The organism is Rothia sp. HMSC065B04, assembly GCF_001812285.1.
In the GTDB taxonomy this organism is placed as follows: Bacteria; Actinomycetota; Actinomycetes; order Actinomycetales; family Micrococcaceae; genus Rothia; species Rothia mucilaginosa.
Genome location: NZ_KV808410.1, coordinates 173274 through 194607 on the forward strand (window position 1 = coordinate 173274; position 21334 = coordinate 194607).

General features: G+C 59.3%; 18 protein-coding genes. 1 reads left to right on the forward strand and 17 read right to left on the reverse strand.

The genetic code is table 11. The annotated features are described in order from the left end of the window. Positions 1–129 precede the first annotated feature (129 nt). From HMPREF2845_RS08075 to HMPREF2845_RS08135, 13 genes are all read right to left on the reverse strand, one after another. Positions 130–387, reverse strand: a complete 258-nt coding sequence (locus HMPREF2845_RS08075; RefSeq protein ID WP_005507812.1) for a hypothetical protein — start codon at positions 385–387, stop codon at positions 130–132. Between the two features lie 2 nt (positions 388–389). After that, complete coding sequence (atpD, locus tag HMPREF2845_RS08080) at positions 390–1853, reverse strand: F0F1 ATP synthase subunit beta (protein WP_005507810.1); 1464 nt, start codon at positions 1851–1853, stop codon at positions 390–392. 56 nt (positions 1854–1909) lie between these two features. After that, a complete protein-coding gene (locus tag HMPREF2845_RS08085; RefSeq protein ID WP_070634423.1) occupies positions 1910–2851 on the reverse strand; it encodes a F0F1 ATP synthase subunit gamma in 942 nt (313 codons plus the stop codon). Positions 2852–2926: 75 nt separating this feature from the next. Next, the gene (atpA, locus tag HMPREF2845_RS08090; RefSeq protein WP_070634424.1) at positions 2927–4552 is read right to left on the reverse strand and encodes a F0F1 ATP synthase subunit alpha; all 1626 of its coding nucleotides are present in this window, start codon (positions 4550–4552) and stop codon (positions 2927–2929) included. Positions 4553–4739: 187 nt separating this feature from the next. After that, complete coding sequence (locus tag HMPREF2845_RS08095) at positions 4740–5552, reverse strand: F0F1 ATP synthase subunit delta (RefSeq protein ID WP_049347483.1); 813 nt, start codon at positions 5550–5552, stop codon at positions 4740–4742. Beyond that, positions 5552–6109, reverse strand: coding sequence for a F0F1 ATP synthase subunit B (locus tag HMPREF2845_RS08100; RefSeq protein WP_049326923.1), 558 nt, complete (start codon positions 6107–6109; stop codon positions 5552–5554). The genes HMPREF2845_RS08095 and HMPREF2845_RS08100 overlap by 1 nt, the downstream gene beginning before the upstream one ends. Before the next feature lie 51 nt (positions 6110–6160). Further along, complete coding sequence (gene atpE / locus HMPREF2845_RS08105) at positions 6161–6364, reverse strand: ATP synthase F0 subunit C (RefSeq protein WP_005506461.1); 204 nt, start codon at positions 6362–6364, stop codon at positions 6161–6163. Between the two features lie 143 nt (positions 6365–6507). Further along, entirely contained in the window at positions 6508–7299 is a 792-nt protein-coding gene (gene atpB, locus HMPREF2845_RS08110; RefSeq protein WP_049347485.1) for a F0F1 ATP synthase subunit A, read from the reverse strand. Between the two features lie 112 nt (positions 7300–7411). Next, a complete protein-coding gene (locus tag HMPREF2845_RS08115; RefSeq protein WP_049347487.1) occupies positions 7412–7672 on the reverse strand; it encodes a hypothetical protein in 261 nt (86 codons plus the stop codon). 28 nt (positions 7673–7700) lie between these two features. Continuing rightward, a complete protein-coding gene (locus HMPREF2845_RS08120) occupies positions 7701–8267 on the reverse strand; it encodes a hypothetical protein (protein WP_052265079.1) in 567 nt (188 codons plus the stop codon). After that, positions 8267–9556 (reverse strand): MraY family glycosyltransferase, encoded by a 1290-nt coding sequence (locus HMPREF2845_RS08125; RefSeq protein WP_049358658.1) that lies wholly within the window; start codon positions 9554–9556, stop codon positions 8267–8269. The genes HMPREF2845_RS08120 and HMPREF2845_RS08125 overlap by 1 nt, the downstream gene beginning before the upstream one ends. A 256-nt stretch (positions 9557–9812) precedes the next feature. Further along, positions 9813–11771 carry a polysaccharide biosynthesis protein gene (locus tag HMPREF2845_RS08130; protein WP_049358657.1) on the reverse strand — a complete coding sequence of 653 codons (1959 nt, stop codon included), beginning with the start codon at positions 11769–11771 and terminating at the stop codon, positions 9813–9815. Then, positions 11771–13738 carry a glycosyltransferase family 2 protein gene (locus HMPREF2845_RS08135; RefSeq protein ID WP_070634425.1) on the reverse strand — a complete coding sequence of 656 codons (1968 nt, stop codon included), beginning with the start codon at positions 13736–13738 and terminating at the stop codon, positions 11771–11773. Before HMPREF2845_RS08135 ends, HMPREF2845_RS08130 begins: the two co-directional genes overlap by 1 nt. Before the next feature lie 429 nt (positions 13739–14167). On the opposite strand from HMPREF2845_RS08135, the gene HMPREF2845_RS08140 reads away from it, so the two are divergent. Continuing rightward, positions 14168–15169, forward strand: a complete 1002-nt coding sequence (locus HMPREF2845_RS08140) for an NAD-dependent epimerase/dehydratase family protein (protein WP_070634426.1) — start codon at positions 14168–14170, stop codon at positions 15167–15169. A 162-nt stretch (positions 15170–15331) separates the two neighbouring features. On the opposite strand, the gene HMPREF2845_RS08145 is transcribed toward HMPREF2845_RS08140, so the two are convergent. The 4 genes from HMPREF2845_RS08145 to rho all read right to left on the reverse strand — a co-directional run bounded on the left by HMPREF2845_RS08145 (position 15332) and on the right by rho (position 21144). Further along, positions 15332–16519: an L-threonylcarbamoyladenylate synthase gene (locus HMPREF2845_RS08145; RefSeq protein WP_070634427.1), complete on the reverse strand. Its 1188-nt coding sequence runs from the start codon at positions 16517–16519 to the stop codon at positions 15332–15334. Between the two features lie 169 nt (positions 16520–16688). Further along, positions 16689–17597 carry a peptide chain release factor N(5)-glutamine methyltransferase gene (gene prmC / locus HMPREF2845_RS08150; RefSeq protein ID WP_070634428.1) on the reverse strand — a complete coding sequence of 303 codons (909 nt, stop codon included), beginning with the start codon at positions 17595–17597 and terminating at the stop codon, positions 16689–16691. A 152-nt stretch (positions 17598–17749) separates the two neighbouring features. Then, a complete protein-coding gene (prfA, locus tag HMPREF2845_RS08155; protein ID WP_049337341.1) occupies positions 17750–18832 on the reverse strand; it encodes a peptide chain release factor 1 in 1083 nt (360 codons plus the stop codon). Positions 18833–18975: 143 nt separating this feature from the next. Further along, positions 18976–21144: a transcription termination factor Rho gene (gene rho, locus HMPREF2845_RS08160; protein WP_070634429.1), complete on the reverse strand. Its 2169-nt coding sequence runs from the start codon at positions 21142–21144 to the stop codon at positions 18976–18978. Between the last annotated feature and the right edge of the window lie 190 nt (positions 21145–21334).

Sequence of the window (21334 nt, forward strand, 5' to 3'; positions counted from 1 at the left end):
TATACCGATCTTTCTGCGCACACGACCTGCCCCCCCCCGGATACACCAATCGCCGGTGCCCCTCCCCTTTCAGGGAAGAACACCGGCGAGGTGTACACAGTGGTCAATTCCCTTTGCGGGGAACCGGCTTTAGATCTCTGCGTGCTTTGCAGCGATGGTCACGTGATCGTTCGAGACGGTCAAGAAACCTGCGTTGAGGATGGTCTTAATGGGCTCACCCTCAACAGGTTCAATGAGCAGCTCGCCGTCCTGTGCCAGCAGCGTGCAGGTGGGGATCATACCCGGCAGGATGCCGAGGTCACCGCTGACGGAGCGTGCACGAACGTACTTCGCTTCGCCAGTCCACACGACGCGTTCGCGGGAAACAACTTCAACTTTCAGAGCCATGATTACTTAGCTCCAGTCTGTGCCTTGATTTCCTCGTAGCGGCGCATAACGTCGTCCATACCACCAATGTTGTAGAACGCCTGCTCGGGGATGTGGTCGACATCGCCGTTGCAGATCATCTGGAAGGACTCGATGGTGTCCTTCAGCGGAACGGTCGAACCCTCGACACCGGTGAACTGCTTTGCAGTGTAGGTGTTCTGGGAGAGGAACTGCTCGATACGACGTGCACGTGCCACGACGATCTTCTGCTCCTCGGAGAGCTCGTCCACACCCAGAATCGCGATGATGTCCTGCAGTTCCTTGTTTTCCTGCAGAATAGCCTTCACGCGAATTGCGGTGTCGTAGTGCTCCTGACCGATGTACTGTGCGTCCAGAATTCGGGAGGTGGAGGACAGCGGGTCAATTGCCGGGTACAGACCGCGCGATGCGATTTCACGAGAGAGCTCGGTGGTCGCATCCAGGTGCGCGAAGGTGGTTGCCGGCGCCGGGTCGGTGTAGTCATCCGCAGGCACGTAAATTGCCTGCATGGAGGTGATGGAGTGACCACGGGTGGAGGTAATACGCTCCTGCAGCAGACCCATTTCGTCCGCCAGGTTCGGCTGGTAACCCACTGCGGAGGGCATGCGGCCCAGCAGGGTGGAAACCTCAGAACCTGCCTGAGTGAAACGGAAGATGTTGTCGATGAACAGCAGCACGTCCTGGTTCTGAACATCGCGGAAGTACTCCGCCATGGTCAGACCGGTCAGTGCCACGCGCAGACGGGTTCCCGGGGGCTCATCCATCTGGCCGAACACAAGAGCGGTGTCCTTCAGAACGCCTGCTTCTTCCATTTCGACCCACAGGTCGTTACCCTCACGGGTACGCTCGCCAACACCGGTGAACACGGAGGTACCACCGAAGTTACGAGCCACACGGGTAATCATTTCCTGGATCAGCACGGTCTTACCCACGCCTGCACCACCGAACAGACCAATCTTACCGCCCTTGATGTAGGGGGTCAGAAGGTCGATGGACTTAATACCAGTCTCCAGCATTTCGGTGGAGCCTTCCAGCTCTGCGAAGCCGGGAGCGGCACGGTGAATCGGCCAGTAGGTGTCAGCCTTAATCTCGGAGTTCGGCACGTCGAGTGCGTCACCAAGAACGTTGAAAATGTGGCCCTTCACGCCGTCACCAACGGGGACGGAGATCGGTGCGCCGGTGTCGACTACAGCCTGACCGCGGACCAGGCCGTCAGTCTGCTGCAGGGAGATAGCGCGAACGATCGAGTCGCCCAGGTGCTGTGCGGTCTCGAAGGTGATGGTGCGGGTGCGACCGTCGAGGGTCAGCTCGGTGGTCAGAGCGTTGTAAATCTCGGGGACCTGACCGGCGGGGAACTCGACGTCGACCACGGGGCCGATGACGCGGGCAATACGACCCGTTGCGCCCTGAGTCGGTGCGGAGACCGATTCGTTGTAGGTGGCAGTCATATTTCTCACTTACTTAGAAAGTTTGGACAGTTGATGGCTTCGTTGGCGTACAAGTACTAGGAGCCGAGGGCGTCTGCGCCGCCCACGATTTCGGAGAGCTCCTGAGTAATTTCCGCCTGACGTGCGTTGTTCATCAAACGGGTGTACTTGGTAATCAGCGTCTCAGCGTTGTCACCTGCGGTCTTCATCGCGCGCTGGCGGGATGCCAGCTCACTTGCTGCTGCCTGCAGGAGGCAGGAGAAGATACGCGATGCAATGTAGCGCGGCAACAGCGCGTTGAGCACTTCCTCGGCGGAGGGCTCGAACTCGAAGGATGCCGCCTGCTCGTACTCAGCCTTGGTCAGTTCCTGGTCGGGAACGATTTCCTCGCCCATAGCCTTTGCGTCACCCACGTGGATGGGCAGCAGGCGCAGGATCTTGGGTTCCTGAACAACCATCGACTTGAACTCGGTGTATACGATGTGCAGTTCGTCCACGCCGCCCTCTTCGAAGGGCAGGTCGTAGGCTTCGAGCAGCGCGTCACGAATTTCGACGGCGGTTTCGACGCGAGGTGCATCGGTGTGCCCCTCCCACGCACGGGCGTAGGGGCGCTCACGGAACTCGAAGTAAGCCTTTGCCTTACGGCCAACCAGGTACAGCTGTACCTCCTGGCCGTTAGAGCGCAGCCTCTCAATCAGAGATTCGGTACGACGCAGGATAGCGGAGGAGTACGAACCTGCCAGACCGCGGTCACTGGTAACAACCAGGATTGCGGAGCGACGGTGTTCGTAGGCTTCGGACTCGTGCGGCTTGTGAATCAGCGGGTGCTTAATACCGTGCTGAGTTGCAACCGCAGTCACCACGCGGGTCAGAGCGTTCGCGTAAGGGCCGGCTGCCTGAGCAGCGTTACGAGCCTTGTTAATGCGGGAGGTCGCGATCATCTCCATCGCCTTGAAGATCTTCTTCATAGACGACGTCGAAGCAATCTTCTGTCGGTAAACCCTAATCTGGGCTCCCATAGAGCTTCCTTTCTCCTTGCTTTCTGCCCCGCCCCAGCCTCATAGCTGAGGCGGGGAGAAGGCGAGGACTAATCGCTAACCGATGGTTTCCTGAGTGATGTCGCTATCGCGAGCTGCCTTGTGCTCCTCGTGACCTGCGTCGACGAGGTGGCTGCTGCCCTCAGACTTGAAACCCTGCTTGAAGTCAGTAACTGCGGACTTCAGAGCTGCAACGGTGTCATCCTCAAGATTGCCGGAGGAAGCGATATCGGTCAGTACCGAGGTCTTGTGACGCAGGTACTCGATGAAGCCTTCCTCGAAGCGCAGCACGTCGGAAACCTCAATGTCGTCGAGGTGACCGGAGGTACCAGCCCAAATGGAGACAACCTGCTCTTCAACTGCGTACGGGGTGTACTGCGGCTGACGCAGCAGCTCGGTCAGGCGAGAACCGCGGGTCAGCTGTGCCTTGGTAGCGTCGTCCAGGTCGGATGCGAACATTGCGAACGCTTCCATTGCACGGTACTGTGCCAGCTCCAGCTTCAGGGTACCGGAGACCTTCTTCATAGCCTTGGTCTGTGCGGCACCACCAACACGGGAGACGGAGATACCGACGTCGACTGCCGGACGCTGGTTAGCGTTGAACAGGTCGGACTGCAGGAAGATCTGGCCGTCAGTAATGGAGATGACGTTGGTCGGAATGAAGGCGGAAACGTCGTTTGCCTTGGTCTCAATGATCGGGAAGCCGGTCATCGAGCCTGCGCCCAGGTCGTCAGAGAGCTTAGCGCAACGCTCCAGCAGGCGGGAGTGCAGGTAGAAGACGTCACCGGGGTATGCTTCACGTCCCGGCGGGCGGCGCAGCAGCAGGGACACAGCGCGGTATGCTTCTGCCTGCTTCGACAGGTCGTCGAAGATGATGAGGACGTGCTTGCCACCGTACATCCAGTGCTGGCCGATAGCCGAACCGGTGTAGGGTGCCAGGTACTTGAAGCCTGCTGCGTCGGATGCGGGAGATGCCACGATGGTGGTGTACTCCAGCGCGCCGCGAGTCTCAAGGGTGTGGCGGACAGCTGCAATGGTGGATGCCTTCTGGCCAACAGCCACGTAGATGCATCGAACCTGCTTGTTGGGGTCACCCGAAGCCCAGTTGTCCTTCTGGTTCAGAATGGTGTCGATCGCAATAGCGGTCTTACCGGTCTGGCGGTCACCAATGATCAGCTGACGCTGACCGCGACCAATCGGAATCATCGAGTCGATTGCCTTCAGACCGGTCTGCAGCGGCTCGTGAACCGACTTACGCTGGGTCACGCCGGGAGCCTGCAGCTCCAGTGCGCGGCGACCTTCAGCCTCAATGGGGCCCAGGTCATCGATCGGGTTACCCAGGGGGTCAACAACGCGACCGAGGTACGCGTCGCCAACGGGCACCGAGAGGACCTCACCGGTGCGGTGTACGACCTGGCCCTCTTCAATACCGGTGAAGTCACCCAGGACGATCACACCAATATTGCGGGTATCCAGGTTCTGTGCGAGGCCGAGGGTGCCGTCTTCGAAACGAAGCAGCTCATTCGCCATAACCGAGGGAAGGCCCTCGACACGAGCGATACCGTCGGAGGCCGATACAACTCGACCCACCTCAACACGTTCTGCATTGCCGGGTTCGTAAGACGCTGCAAACTCGTTCAGCGCATTACGGACATCTTCGGCATTGATGGTCAGTTCGGCCATCTTGTGTCCCTGCTCTCTCATTGTGGTTGCGTTCCGTCAACGGAACCAACCGAAACTTGCAATTCGGGTTGAACGGGCGGGCAATGCCGCCGCTTCTGCGAAGGAGGCATCTGCCACGCACCCGCTACCCGAGGTATCTTCTAAATCACCGTTGCGACGAACGGTTCAGCGTCGCTAGCTTGAGCCGCTAGCCGATGGAACGAGCCAGGTCGGACATGCGGGTCTCGACGGTACCGTCGATCACCTCGTCGCCCACCTGAACACGCAGACCGCCCAGAACGGCGGGGTCCACCGAAACGTCGAGCTTCAGCTCACGGCCGTACACGGCGTTGAGCGTGCGACCGAGACGTTCAAGCTGTGCCTGCGACAGCGCAATCGCGCTAGTTACTCGCGCAATGTAACGGTTCTGTCGCGTGACGATGATTTCTGCGAACTCATCGGCTACCCGTGCAGCGTGACGGCCGCGGGGGTTGGAGCCAACTCGTTCGAGCAGAAGCACACCTTCGGCGGTGGTGGCGGGGCCACCGAGCGCCACGGCGAGCTTCTTCTTTGCTTCTTTGCTTGCCTGATGGTCGGACAGCGCTTCCTGCGCCTGAGCGTTGGAATCAACGGTACGCACAAAGGTGAGTAGTTCGTTGAGTACCTCGTCCAGGGCGTCCACGCCACCGCGAGACTGAGCCGATGCGGTCACGGCGAGCACTGCTGCACGCTCCAGGGCATTCGCCAGATCAGCATCATCGGACCAGCGCTGAGCCACCGCACTGGTGAGCACAGCCATAGCCTGAGAAGAGATCTTGCCGCCGAAGACGGTGTTAGCGATACCCTGACGTGCTGCTGCATCACGCGAAGAATCGGTGACAGCACGGCGCAGGGTGCCGTTGTGGTCGAGAACATCAACCACAGCGAAAAGCTCGCTCGCCAGGTTCAGGGGCTGCAGGGAAGCGTGAGCTTCCAGCACCTCTTCCACCTTGCTCAGTGATTCAGTAGATACTCCTGCCATTACCGAGCCGCACCTGCGTTCTGCTTCTCGGTTTCAAGGTCAGCAAGAAAACGATCTACCACACGGGCCGATCGCTCATCATCGTTGAGGGCTTCGCCCACAATCTTGCCGGCAAGGGTCGTAGCAAGAGTGCCAACCTCGGAACGGAGGGACACTGCTGCTGCCGCACGCTCTGCCTCGATAGCCTTTGCTGCATTATCGCTAATGCGCTGAGCCTCAGCGGTTGCACGCTCGCGAGCATCGGCAATGATTGCCTCGCCCTCTGCGCGTGCCTCTTCACGAATCTTCTGAGCCTCCAGTCGAGCGCTTTCGAGCTGCTGGGTGTACTCATCGCGAGCCGCTGCAGCCTCTGCCTGTGCCTTCTCGGCCTTGGCAAGGCCACCTTCGATTGCTTCCTTACGGTCCTGGTAGATCTTCTCGAACGCCGGGACAACGTACTTAGCAACGATGTAGTAGAGGATCAGGAATCCGATGAGGGTAATGACAATTTCCCCGACGTCGGGAATCAGGGGGTTCGAAGTTGCCTCCGCTCCCCCTTCGCTTGCCAGATAAATCATGGAGGGAATCCTGTTCTATGGGATGGGTCGTTTAGGATGTGGCAGAGCCGGTTACTTGATGAAGACGAGAACCAGGCCCAGAATTGCCAGCGCCTCGACCAGTGCGAAGCCCAGGAACAGCATGGGCTGCAGGGTCTTCTGGGACTCGGGCTGACGAGCAACGCTGGTCATGTATGCCGCGAAGATCAGACCCACGCCGATGCCGCCGCCAATAGCTGCCAGACCGTAGCCAACCGCAGTGATGGAACCAACCATTATTTTTCCTTTCAACAGTGTTCGACCGGGAACATACCCGGACCGAACAGAGTTTGATTTGAGTTAATAGCCCGCACAGTGAACGTGTGGGTTGCTTTATTCACGCCCAATGACGAACGCGAAAACCTAAAAAACTAGAGAGTTTAGTGTCCCTCGGAAACCGAGCCCTGCAGGTACACAGCCAGCAGCAGAGCGAACACATAAGCCTGGATGCACTGAATCATGAATTCCAGGAAGTACAGGAACAGGCCCAGAGCACCGGGAGCAATAGCAGCCAGGTAGCCGATACCACCCAGGGTCTCAACCATGTAGGTCACCATGCTGGATGCAACCATCAGCGCCAGGTGACCACCGAACATGGTCGCGAAGAGACGTAGCGCGTGAGTTGCGGGACGAATCAGCAGGTTCGAGAAGAACTCGATCGGGATCAGGATGGGGTAAATCCACACCGGCAGACCCGAGGGCATGGTGATGTCCTTGAAGAAGCCGCCCAGGCCCTTGCGCTTGATACCAACGCCAACCCAGGTCAGGTACGCTACGCCAGCCAGCGCGTAGGCGCTACCGGGGTGCGAGAAGGTGGGCAACTGAACAAACGGAATCGAACCGTAGAGGTTGTTCACCAGAACGAAGAAGAAGGAGGCGAACAGAATCGGCACGAACGGCTTGTAGTGCTGTACGCCCAGGGTTTCCTTACCGAGGGAGTTACGAGCAAACATGTAGCCGGACTCAGCGATGAACTGAGTCTTGCCGGGAACCATGGCGCGCTTACGTGCTGCGGTGAGGAAGAAGACCGCGATAATCACCACGGACAGCAGAATCAGTACGTTCTGCTTACCGAAAGCGAAATCACCAATGGTGAAGAAGGGTGGCAGATGCATGTCTTCGGGGGTCGGCGGCACATAGGCTTCCGCGAGGATCAACCCGTTCTCGATCAAAGCAAGTCCTTTCTTGCTACTAGTGGCTATCAAGAGCCCATGTCTGCCTATAAACGACTGACATGCTAACTACATGGATGAATGTGTGACCTGGCGGTCCGCGTTCAATGACCTAACGGTCTTTATTCTGCCTGGTCATGTGGGTAAAGACGAGGGTCAAACCTCCAATAGCGCCAATCAAGACGCCAACCCACACCAGCCAGGTGGTGGAGAAGACCAGGTCACCGAGGTAACCGATGCCTCCCCACACTGCTACACCGATGATCAGATAGAGAATCGACATGACTGCACCGGAGAGACCTCCGTCAGATACCAATTCTCCGGTGGTGCGGAGCTTTTTATCTCCGTCCCACCACTTCTTCTCTTCGGCCAAACGTTTTTCCTTTCAAACACCGATCGTGTTACCGACCATGGTCTTCCGAGTCGGTGTCGAAGTACAAAATTCTCAGTCGTGCGATGCTAACTGTTTCAATAACAATCCACAGAATCACGCCGGTACATGCGCCTGCGAGAGTCCAACCGTGCCTCAGATTCTCGGGGAACGGCACAAACATCAATACCAGACCGAGCAGAGCAATCTTCACGAGGTAGCTCACCACCAGCGATTTGGGTACACCCCAGTCGAAAATGGGAGCAACCAACATAACCAATACGCCCAGAGTGAAGCATATATAGATTATCAGAAAGCCCAATGTTATTCCTAGCGCGCCCACGGGGCCCGCAAACAGGTACGCACTCATCATACCGCCCAACCAAGCCAGCAGAGAGTAAGCCGATACCCTGTAGAACAAAAATTTCCAGGAAAGCTCTTGACTCTCGAAAGAAGAGGCCTTCAAACCTGCTTGAGCACGCTCTCGGCGGTGTTTCTGCTGCTTCTTGCGCTCCGCCGGCGGATACCACAGAACGTCCACCACGCGCCTCCAGAGAGGCTCTGCAGGAGCCTGAGATTTAGGCTGCTCAGAAGCCATTAGTGTTTCTCCCCACGGTTGCGATGAGAAGAAGGCTGAACAGAGGAGCGAGCAGCAGAAGAGCTATCTGCACGGTCTTTCACGGAATCCGGCATGATCGGCTCCGGATGCAGCGAGGTCGGCTCTACGTTCTCAGGAGTCGCCGGAACGCCAGTCGCCGAGGTCAAAGAGCCGGTAGCAGGCTCTGCAGTTGCCGACTTCGCCTTCGGCGCCGAACCCTTCGAATCCGCCGCAAAGCGCTTCGACAGGTCAATCGCAGAAGTAGGTGCCTCACCGCCAAAGAGCTGCGGCATACGCAGGTACACCACCAGCACGGCAAGAGCCACAAGAACCACACCAACAGCCGCCAGCACGGCGCCCGAAGCAAACAAATCAGAGGCAAACGCCAGCAGCACCCACACCAGAATGGTCGTACCGGTCACCACGGCGGTCGAACCAAGGTGGCTGAAACCAACATCCGTCAGACGCTGATAAGTGTGAGTACGGTGCGGCTTGTACCACTGCTCCCCCGCCATAAAACGACGGAACAGAGTCGTACCCGCGTCCGCCAGATACGTCATCAGCGGAGCAAAAGCCAACAGGAACGGAACATCCGCAAACCACGCGCCCACAGCCAACGTGCCCAGCGCCGCGCCCAAAACATAAGAACCCGCATCGCCCAAAAACACGTTCTTACCAGGGCGCACATTCCACGGCAGGAACGCCGCAAAAGCACCGGCAACAGCCACACCAGCCAAAGCCAGCCACGGAAGGTTCACCATCCAACCGGTCAGCGCATACGCCAAACCAGCCACCAGACCGTGAGCACCAGAAATACCGTTAATGCCGTCCATAAAATTCGCCACGTTAATGTAGCCGGCAACAAAAATCGCGCCCAGAATCAGCAGCAGAATGTTCGTGCCCTGCACCGTCGCAAAGCTCACGCTCACCAGTACGCCAATCACCAGCTGCAGGCCCGCACGACGCACAATGCTCACGCCGCGAATATCCTCAAGCCAGCCCAGGGCAAGAGCACACAGAATCGCCGCGGCAATCGTCACCGCCAGCTGCAAAGACTCAGCAGAACGGTACGTCCAGCCGAACAGGGTAGCCGCCACAAACGCCACAAAGGTCGCAGCCGCAGTCGCCAAACCCATACCGCGGTACGTCGGAGCAGTATGCGAAGAACGCTCATTAGGAACATCCACCATGTTGTAGCGGTGCAAAATCGGGCGCACCGCAAACGGCAAAAGGGCACCCAAAACAAAAGCAAGAGCAAAAATGCTCAACAGCTCAGAAAAGGAGGTCATACCAGCTCCAAGGCATTGGCGCCGCTCCCCTGGACGCAAGCTCCAGAATTGCAGCTAAGGGACGATGTGTGCGTAGTGTGTGTGTGTTTACTTCGTATTCTATAGAACTCTTCAGTAGCCCGGGACTAAACATTACAGATTCTCTCCATACGTTCTGCATATTCTGCGTCCTGAAATGTTCTACACCCGAGAAAGAGAAAACACCGGATACCGCACCCGCCACGCAAGTGCAGCATCCGATGTCATTCCCTAAAGATTAGAACGTCTGCGCATCCGCCAAAGTACGCGGATCAGGGGCACGCTCCAGGCCATGACGCTCATAGCCACTGTGCTCCCGATAGTTCTGAATCCACAGCTCATAATCGAGCTCATCAGGGTCAAGCGCCGGAGCACTCGACCGGGAAATATACCGGTTCTCCTCACTAGGTACCAGCTTCTCGGTACCGCCGAAGAGAGCCTCATCCAGCTTCTCACCCTTGCGAAGACCAATCTCCTTGATCTCCACGTCATACCGCTCATACGCCTGGCGCATCGCCTTCGCAACGTCCAGGATCTTGACCGGCTGACCCATATCCAGCACCATGACCTCACCCGGGCGACCAATCGCACCGGCAAGCATCACCAGCAAGCAGGCATCGGTAATCAGCATGAAGTAACGGGTCGCGCGCTTATCCGTCAGGGTAATCGGACCACCCGAGAGGATCTGCTTCGTAAAGAGCGGCTTAATCGAACCGCGCGAACCAAACACGTTGCCAAAACGAACCGACACGTAGGTGTTGCCGGTCTTCTCACCAAAGTACGCGGTCAGACGCTCCGCCACGCGCTTGGACTGACCCAGCGCAGTCTTCGGATCCGCCGCCTTATCAGTCGAAACGTTTACGAAGGTCTTCACGCCCACCGCCTCTGCGGCACGCAGCACGTTCAGAGTACCCAGGGAGTTCGTCTTCCACGCCTCCTGCGGGTACGCCTCCAGCGCCGACACATGCTTCAAAGCCGCAGCATGGAACACTACCTCGGGGCGACGGTCACGGAAAATCTCCAGCAGATTATCACCCTCACGAATATCAGCGAGGATGATGCGGTCATCGTCCAGGCTCGACTCGTGAGTAATCGAAACCTTCGTCTCCATCAGCAGAGTCTCATCATGATCAAGCATCATGAGAGTCTCCGGCTCAAACTCGCTAATCTGACGGCACAGCTCAGAACCAATCGAACCGCCCGCACCGGTCACCAGCACTCGCTTACCGTGCAGGTACGAACGCAGAATATCGCGGTCAATATCGTAGTTAATCTCGCCACGAATCACGCGCATCAAATCGTTATCGCTCGCGGTAATCAGACGCTCACCCATCAGTCGAGCATTCGCGCTACTAATACGCTGAACCTCAACCTTAAGCTTACGCATGCGGTTGCAGAAGGACTCGAAGTAATCCTCCGACATATCCGAAATCGTCACCAGAATCTTACGGGTACCCGACTCACGAATTACCTGCTCCAGCTCGCGGTAAGTCGTAATCACCGAAATGCCGTGGAACTTCGTACCAGCCTTCAACTGGTCGTCATCAAAGACAGCAACCGGGCGAAGCTTCGCATCCTCATCGTGCAGCATCGAATCCATGACCATGCCGCCGATAAAACCGGCACCGTACACAATCACCGGCTCGCCGGTCAGCTCACGCACCGCACCGCGCTCAGTGTACACACGCTTCGCCATGCGAGCGCCCGCCATCATAATGAGGCTAAATGCCGCCGCAATCGCAGGCACACTATGCGGAATATGCGGCAGACCCAGCAGCTCATCCACAAAGGAGAACGCAGTCAACGCCGCACCCGCGCTCAAAGCAGCCGCGCCAGCACGCCAGGACTCGTCAAACGAACCGTACGAATACACGCCGTTATAAATCTTCACGCCCGCCAGACCAATGACCAGGTGCAACACCACAGCCAACGTAGCGGTCATCGTCAACGACGCCGGGTGAATAATATCGAACACCGAGCCGTTACTGAGCAGCACACTATAGCGGAGCATATACGCGAACAAAACCGACAGAACCCAGGCGCTCGAATCAATCAGTGCCTGCGCAATCAACCACCACGGCTTACGCTCATACAGGCGGTTCACCAGCATCGTGCCAGAGTCACCCTCCGTCACCATCGTGCCGCGCTGAGCAGCCTTCCGCATCACCACATGAGCGTGAGGTTTCAACTGAGCCACTACATGCCTCCTTCAGATGCGGTACCAGAAGAACGAGAAGAAGCACGAGCCGTCAAAGACGACAACGCACGAAACGCCAAACGGCGCGCCTGCTCAGGAACAAAACGGTACACACTGCGCACCGCCATATTCTGAGCCCACTGAAGCTTAGAAATACCGTGACCGGTGTACAGTCGACGCTGAATCGCCACATCCTGCAACCAGGCGTCCACTCCCCCGCGCTTCGTGTACGCGCCCGCACCCACGCGGTAACGCACTAGCGCCTCAGGGATATTGCCCAGACGGTAGCCGGCATCGCGCAGACGCATCCACAGCCACCAATCCTCAGCGCCGGGCACGAACTCGTAACCGCCCAGCTGCTGCACGGCACTCTTCACGAACGCCACCGACGGGTGATAAATCGGGTTACGCGAATCCATCGCGCGCAGCAGACGCTCGGACTCAACAATCGCCTCGCGGGTCGACTCCACCGCAGTATTGCTCTCATTCACCTCAAGCATGGCAGAGCCCAGCACCGTGTAGCCGCCCTGCACCAGGGCAGGAATCAGACGCGCAAAACGAGTCGGCTCAGACAGATCATCAGAATCAGCACGAGCCACCAGCTCATACGAACACGCCTGCAGACCGGCGTTCAGCGCCTCCGCCAAACCAACATTCTGAGCCAGCTCCACCACCTGAATCGGCGGGCAATCCAGATTCTCGGCGCGCTGAACCCAGCGGTCCACCACGGCATCCAGCTCGGGGGTCAGCGGACCGTCCTTCACCAAAACCAGCTCGGAAGGACGCACCGTCTGGTTCAGAAGATTTGACTCCAACGCCTGGTCCAGATAGGCGGGGTTCTCCTTCGCGTACACGCTCATCAGCACCGAGAAATCGGGTACAGAGCTCACGCAACCACGCGCCTTCTCAGAATCAGCGGGGCTTTCAGCGGATGCCGGCACGCCGTAGCGGCCGGGGAAAGTCAGCGGGTAAATGCCCTCAAGCACCTGAGCATTCGGGCGAGGCGCACGCAAACCATCACGCACACCATTGAGGAAATACCCCAGGTAGGTGCGGCGGTCATCAGTACGCAGAACAGTAGAAATCCACAGGCGCGCCGACGAGCCACCATAGAGCAGCTTCTCCAGCGGGTTCAGGGTACGCGAGCGGGTGAAGACCCACAGCTTATTGCGTACATCGTTATAGAAACGCGGGCCGGGGTTGGCGTTCGTCGTGCCGAAAGTCTTCGTGTGGTGCTTTGCCACCGAGGACGGCACCGCAATGCCGTCGCGGTGATGAATCAGGCGGGTCGAAAACTCGAAGTCGTCATTCCAGATGAAGAACTCAGCAATCGGCAGGCCGCCGTTGCGGCGAATAGCCTGCGCATCCATCAGAATCGACACGAACGAGGCGCTACGAATCGGGCGGGCACCCACAGCCTGCGCACGAGCATGACGCTGCTCCCCCGCCGCAAACATCGTGCGCGGAGTGTTCATCGGGTGGTCCTCGCCGTTCGTCCACACCACGCGAGAGGCCACCACCGCGGGGCGCTGCGAAGGCACCGGCGAATAGTTCAGCCAGGCGGCAACCGCCTCCGACAGGGTGTTCTCGGTCGGCTCGGTGTCATCGTCCATAACCCACACCAGATCCGGGTTATGGCGTTCCAGGGCGCGATCAATACCCACCGCGAAACCGCCAGCACCACCCATATTGCTCTCCAGGCGGATACAATCCACCGGCAACTCATAGTCCAGGGTACGCAGATACTCGGCAGTACCGTCCGTGGAGGCGTTATCAACGATCACCACCGCCGCAGGCACACGCTCACCAGAAGCGATACCAGCGAGGGTCCTCGGTAGTAGGTCCTCACGGTTATAGGTCACCACCACGGCAACCGTGCGGGGATACTCGTTCAAAGAATCGTGAGAAGAAGACTGTTCGGAAGAAGGCTGGGCAAAAGCGGTCACGTCGCTGTACTTTTCTGCCATAAGTTCTCCCTCCGCGGCGCGATGCGCCTGAATCAGCCGGTACGCGATATACCCATACCGAGCTGGGCGCTTGTGGTGTTTCTCGCGCCCGCGGTATTCAACCGTGTGGATATATCACTCAAAGAAAATATTCTACCTGCGGTCTCCACTAGAGAGTGAACCATCACCCCAAAAGACGCCTTATATGACAAATAAACAACCGAATTCAGTTGATTTATCCGCATAGCGGACGTACCGGCACACCCGCTTTTGGGTATCAATCAAGCTACCCGCTTCACAGCCTGTGTTTGCGCTGTGCATACCGTGCGAAAAAACGACCAGAGCCCGAATAAAACCCCACAAATTCCCCATAAACTGTTCAAATATGGGAAAGTTGAAATGACCCCATTTTTCCCCGCAACGTACGCGGGCTCATGAGAGGTAAAAGAGATGTCTGAATCCAAGTGGAAAGTCATTGGCGCCAGCGGCTTCGTTGGTTCCTCCATCGTCGCGCGACTGAACGCAGAAGGTATCAGCGTCGACCCCATTGAGGCACCTCGACTCGCAACCCGCGCCCTCGACGTAGACAGCATCATCGACGAAGCAGACCAGCTTGAAGGCATCATCGACTCCCTCGCAGAAGCCTTCGCCGGCGCACAGGTCGTCGTCAACGCAGCGGGCCTCGCAGCACCCAACATGCAGGACCTGCCCCCGCTCGTCGGCGCAAACGCACTGCTACCCGCAGTCATCGCAATTGCCGCACAGCGCACCGGCGTGCGCCGCGTCATCCACCTCTCCTCCGCAGCGGTACAGGGCCCGCGCCTCGTGCTGGATGCTTCCGAAGAGACTAACCCGTTCAGCGCATACTCCTTCTCCAAGGCACTCGGTGAAGAAGCGCTACTCGATCTGCAGGACTACTTCCTCGAAGAGCACCCCGACAGCGCACCCGAACTGTGCATCCTGCGCGCAACCAGCGTGCAGGGCCGCGGACGCCGCACCACGGAACTCTTCGCCAAGATGGCGTCCTCCCCCTTCGCGTCCGTTGCAGGCGCAGGCACCGGCAAGTCGCCCGTCTCCAGTGTGCACGCCCTCGCGGAATTCGTGGTCATGCTCGGCACCTTCCCCGGCGAACTGCCCACCATTGTCCTGCAGCCCTGGGAGGGGGCAACCGTCGCCTCCGCAACTCTGGATGCGGGCCGCCGCAAGCCGCTGCACCTGCCCGAATGGCTCTGCCGCGCAGCCGTCAAGGCAGGCTACACCGTCTCCGAGCTGATGAACGACAAGTTCGCAGGCTCCGTGCGTAAGGTCGAGGTCATGTGGTTTGGCCAGGGCATTGATGACTCCTGGGCGCGCGACAACAACCTTCTGCCCACCCCGCGCGTACGCGAGGTACTGCGCAACGCCCACACCGCGCTGGGCAAGAAGAAGGACCGCCGCTTCGACAAGAAGTAGATTGCGCACGTGCCTGTAGAGACGCACAATCTAGGGGCACGCAATCTGTAAGACTCATAGCAAAAGGGAACCCCCGATATATCTGAGCGATATATCGGGGGTTCCCTTCTAAGTTTTTATGCTCCGAGATTTTATGTTCCAAGCTCTATAACCCGCAGAGGTTTAGAGCTGATCCTCCGGGGCGTCCTTCTGCTCGGTCTTTGCCTCAGCCTCGGTCGTAGCAGCCTCGGCCTTAGCTTCTTCCTTGGCAGGCTTGCTCTTGGCAGCAACCTCAATCTTCGACTCGCCAAAGACCAGAGCACGGGCAGTGTCAGCAGGAACCGGGTGGGTCTGCGGCTCATCCGCACGAACCGGCTTCGGAGTGTTGTCACGGTAGCCGCGCGCACGCTCCTGATCCACGCCGGTGTTGAAAGCAGAAGACAGAGCCGAAGTAGCGCCCAGCAGGGACGCCGCAACAGAACCAGCAGCAGGCGCCGAAGCGCGACGAGCAGGCTCACCGCTCACGGTGTGGGTGCTGTCCCACTGCTCGTACGCCTCATCCAGGTCAGCCTGATCGTCCAGAGCACGCTCAGAAGGCGCCGGCTCAGACGACGCGGAAGAAGCAGCCTCGGCTTCCTCAACCTTACGAGCAGCCTGCTCATCAGCCTCCGCACGAGTCAGAATCGACGGAACAACCTCACGCAGTTCCTCCACCGAAATTGCGCCCTCACGAACCACCACATAGGGGAAGGAGGTGCAATCCAGAATCGTGGACGGTGCAGGGTCACGCTCAGTCACCACAACCACGCCGTCCTCATTCGGCTCAGACTCAATCGGCTTAGGACGAGCGCCGCCGTCAATCACCACGGCAACATCCTCACCCAGGGAGTCCATGGCGGTCTGCGCGTCCAGTGCGGCTTCCTGACCGGTCTTGTTCGCGCTAGAAACCGCCAGCGGACCGTGCTCGGTCAGCAGCTTCAGGGCGAACTCGTCATCGGGAACACGCACGGCAACGGTACCGCGGGTCTCACCCAAATCCCAGCTCAGCGACGGGTACGCGTGAAGAATAAGAGTCAGCGCGCCGGGCCAGAAGCGGCCGCCCAGGTCGTAAATGTCGTCCGGAACATCGTCCACCACGCCGGCGAGCGCAGCAAGGTCAAAGATCAGCACGGGCGGCGGCATGGTGCGGTCGCGGCCCTTATCTGCCAGCAGCTTGGCAACGCCCTGATGCGAGAAAGCATCGGCGGCAATACCGTAGACGGTATCGGTGGGCATCACAATCGTGTCGTGCGCCTTCAGCGCCTCGCGGGCAACCTCGATGGCCTCGCGGGTCTCAGTTTCAGTCGTTACGGGGTACAGCTTTGCAGTCACGGGTCTTATTCTCTCATGTTTTTCTGGATGCGGCGAGGCGCCGGCATCCACAACGCGCCATGTGGAAGCGTTCTTCCGAGCGTTCACCATATTTCGCAAGCTCTGAGCCTGCTGCGGAGGCGGACGCGTTGCCTTCACGCAGCCCAGCGCGGGCTAGGTGGTGCATCTACTAGTTTAAAGGCTCTAGTGGGCGCGGTTTATAACCGACGCTATGCCGCGGGCGATTATTCAGGTCACGCACCGGGTAGCAGTCCTCGAAGCCGATGCGCGCCAACAGTTCGGCGACGGCTTCTTCCTGGGTGTCGTCGTGTTCCATGATGAACAGGCCGCCGGGGGCTAGAAGTTCGAAGGCGCGGGCAGCGATAGCGGAGGGCATCTGCATGCCGTCATCTCCCCCTCCGTACAGTGCCTTGTCCGGGTCGTGGAGGGCGGCTTCCGGGTCGGCGGGTACGTTCGCCGGCGGAATGTACGGAGGGTTGGAAAGCACCGCGTCGAAGGTTCCGGCGAGCTCGGACAGGGTGGTGAGCGCATCCCCCTGAACCAGGTGTACGCCGAGCGGCTCCAGGTTCTTACGGGTGTAGGGGATGGCGTCTTCGGAGAGTTCCACCGCGAACACCTGGGCGTTCGGCAGTTCGCTCTTAATTGCCGCCGCGATAGCCCCGGAGCCGGTGCACAGGTCGACGATGCGCAGCTGACCGGTTGTCGAATCGGTGCGTGCGGTCAGCACCTTGAGGGCTTCTTCGACGAGTAGCTCGGTCTCGGGGCGGGGTACGAACACGCCCGGTCCGACTGCCAGTTCTAGGCGGTAGAAGGGAGCGGAGCCGGTGATGTGCTGCAGCGGTTCGCGGTAGGCGCGGCGGGCGACCAGCGCCTCGTACTCTGCGACCTGTGCGGGGGTGAGCCGCTCCCCCATGAGCGCGGCGTGCTGTAGGCGCGAGCGCGAACCGTCGTAGAGCAGGTGCGCGGCGAGGAGCTCGGCGTCCACGCGGGGGCTGGGCACCTGCGCCAGTGCCGCGGTGGCGCGCGTGAGTACCTGCGCGAGTTCTTCCCCGCGCGGGTCGTGCACATTCACCTTCATGAGCTCTCCTTACGCTCTCTCAACAGCTCAAAACCTGTCACAGCATATGGCTAAGGGGCTCCACCGCCGTAGCGGCGAGCCCCTCACCAACATCTCACGTCGATTCAGTGAATCGACAAGAGTCTATATACAGAACCTACGTCTGCACAGAACTACTTCTGTTCCTGGCCCACCTGAGCGAGGCGGTGCGCCTCGTCCATCTCAATAGCGGACTGAACCACAGGCTCCAGGTCACCATTCAGTACGGCATCCAGGTTGTACGCCTTGTAGCCGGTACGGTGATCTGCAATGCGGTTCTCCGGGAAGTTGTACGTACGGATACGCTCCGAACGGTCCATGGTACGCACCTGCGAAGCACGGTGCGCCGCGTTCTCAGCGTCAATCTGCTCCTGCTGGTGAGCCAGCAGTCGCGCACGCAGAACGCGCATCGCAGCTTCACGGTTCTGCAGCTGAGACTTCTCATTCTGCATCGCCACCACAATACCGGTCGGCAGGTGGGTAATACGCACCGCCGAGTCGGTGGTGTTCACCGACTGGCCACCGGGGCCCGAAGAACGGTACACGTCAATCTTCAGGTCGTTCTGGTTAATCTCGATTTCTTCCGGCTCATCCACCTCGGGGAACACCAGAACACCGGCAGCGGAGGTGTGGATACGGCCCTGAGACTCAGTCGCCGGAACACGCTGCACACGGTGCACGCCACCCTCATACTTCAGGTGCGCCCACACGCCCTCAGCCGGCTCATTCGAGGAGCCCTTAATAGCAATCTGGGCGTCCTTGTAACCGCCAACATCGGTGCTGGTCGAAGAAATAATCTCAGTCTTCCAGCCCTTGTTCTCGGCATAACGCATGTACATGCGCAGCAGGTCACCAGCGAACAGAGCCGCCTCGTCACCACCGGCACCAGCCTTCACCTCAAGAATGACGTTACGGCCATCATCCGGGTCACGCGGAATCAGCAGGCGGCGCAGCTTCTCCTGAGCAACCTCCAGCTCCTCCTCCAGACCGGGAATCTCCGCCGCGAAATCCGGATCCTCATCAGCCATCTCGCGAGCAGCCTCAAGGTCATCCTTCAGCGAAGTGTACTTATTGTATGCAGTCACAATACCGGTCAGCTCCGCGTAGCGGCGGCCCACACGGCGTGCCTTACCCTGATTCGCCTGCACGGCGGGGTCAGCCAGCTGATTCTGCAGGTCAGCGTGCTCATCCAGCAGAACCTGAATAGATTCAAACATTCTGTTCTCTCTTCCATCTCCCGCACTTTACGCCGCACGGGCAGGCACTAGACATCTCACACCCCTCACAACGGGGATGCACAAAACGAACGGCTCACGCGCCCCACCCACAATGAGGAGGTGGGGCGCGTGAGATACGAGCCTTAGTCGACCAGACGCAGACCGTTCTTCTGAACCGTCAGAAGGAACTCCACGTTGCTTTCAGTCTTACGCAGCTGGTTGGTCAGAACACCCAGAGCCTGCTCGGGTTCCATACCCGCCAGGGCACGGCGCAGACCCCACATAATCTTGATCTCATCCGGGGAGAGCAGGTTCTCCTCGCGGCGAGTACCAGAAGCATTAATATCAACCGCCGGGAAGATACGCTTATCCGCCAGCTGACGGGACAGGCGCAGCTCCATGTTACCGGTGCCCTTGAACTCTTCGAAGATCACTTCGTCCATCTTCGAGCCGGTCTCAACCAGCGCGGTAGCCAGGATGGTCAGCGAGCCGCCCTCTTCAATGTTGCGGGCAGCGCCGAAGAACTTCTTCGGCGGGTACAGTGCAGCAGAATCCACACCACCGGACAGGATACGACCGGATGCGGGAGCCGCCAGGTTGTATGCGCGGCCCAGGCGGGTCATGGAGTCCAGCAGCACGACCACATCGTAGCCGAGCTCCACCATACGCTTCGCACGCTCAATAGCCAACTCAGCCACAGTGGTGTGATCCTCAGCGGGACGGTCGAAGGTCGAGGCAATAACCTCACCCTTGACGGTGCGCTGCATATCGGTCACTTCTTCAGGACGCTCATCCACCAGGACCATCATCAGGTACACGTCCGGGTTGTTCACAGTAATCGCGTTCGCAATGGACTGCAGCATGAGGGTCTTACCCGCCTTCGGCGGGGACACAATCAGACCACGCTGACCCTTACCGATCGGGGACACCAGGTCCACCACGCGGGTGCCCAGCTTCTTCGGGGTGGTCTCCAGGCGCAGACGCTCCTTGGGGTACAGCGGAGTCAGCTTCGAGAAGACGCGGCGGTTCGCTGCTTCCTCAACGCTCTGACCGTTAATCGCCTCAACCTGAACCAGCGCGTTGAAACGCTGGCGGCTGTTCGACTCACCCTCACGCGGCACGCGAATCGCACCGAGCACGTGGTCGCCCTTACGCAGGTTGTACTTCTTCACCTGAGCCAGGGAGACGTACACGTCGTTGGTGCCGGGCAGGTAGCCGGTGGTACGCACGAAAGCGTAGTTGTCGAGAATGTCCAGAACACCCGAAATCGGTGCCAGCACATCGTCTTCGCTCAGGCGAGGCTCGTTCTCCTCGCGGCGGCGAGCCTGCTTCTCAGCACGCTCAGCCTGACGGTCGCGCTTGGAACGGCGCTCAGTACGCTCGGTGCGTTCTGCACGCTCAGCAGCCTTACGCTCGGCACGTTCACTACGCTCAGTGTTGCGCTCTGCACGCTCAGCCTGACGGTCACGCTTAGTGCGACGCTCGGTACGCTCACCATCCTGGTCGCGGCGACGCTCACGGGTGCGGGTACGCTTCGAGCTCTTCTCACCGTCGGGGGTGCCAAAAGTCATGTCCAGGGCAGCGTTCAGGCTGTCCAGGCTTGCGGTGCCATCGGCGGTGGATGCCTTCAGCTCGGAGGAGTTCGGAGCCGAATCGCCCGGCTCGGAACGCTCAGAGATACGCTCCGCGGCCAGCTCAGCGCGCACATCCAGCGGGGGAAGCTCTGCGGGCTTCTCGTCCTTGCGGCTACGGCGGGTGCGCTTCTCGGGCTTCTCCGACTTCTCGGACTTCTCACCCTTCTCGGAGGCCTCGGGGGCCTCCTGACCCTCGGCGGCGCGGCGAGCGCGAGCACGCTTCTGAGCGGGGGTCTCGTAACGCGAAGAGCGGGTGCGCTTCTCGGACTTCTCAGACTTTTCGGAGCCCTCGGAGCCGCTCTTTTCTGCCTTCTCGGCCTGTGCCTCAGCATCCTTCTGGACGCGGGTACGGCGGGTACGGCGAGTCTTCTGAACAGGCTCGGAGTCCTTCTCACCCTCAGCGGAGGCCTCGGCGGCCTTCTCCTCGGCCTTCGCGGTGGGCTTTTCGGAAGTCTTCTCGGCGGGGGTCTCGGCCTTCGGAGCGGCCGGGGCAGCTACGGCGCCACCACGCTGGTGCTCCTCCAGAGCCTGAACCAGCTCCGCCTTCTTCAGTTTCAGGTAGCCACGAATACCCAGCTGCTGAGCCAGGACGCGCAGCTGCGCGACCTTCAAATTTGCCAGTTCCGGCGCGGTCGATGCCGTGCCGAACTCATCGGTGACAACAATATTTTTTGCCAACTACAATTCCTTTGGTTGTAAGCCCTGAAAATCTTCAGAATAAAGATCGGGCGGGCGCTATAGCGCGGTCAAAGGTTCCTGCGCCGCCGCAGAACGCGGCGACCTGCACCTTCGACTCCCTCGAACCGCGCTGGAGGCGGTTCGCGTCTCTTACCGTACCCGCCGATTCAGACACGGCGAGCACACACGG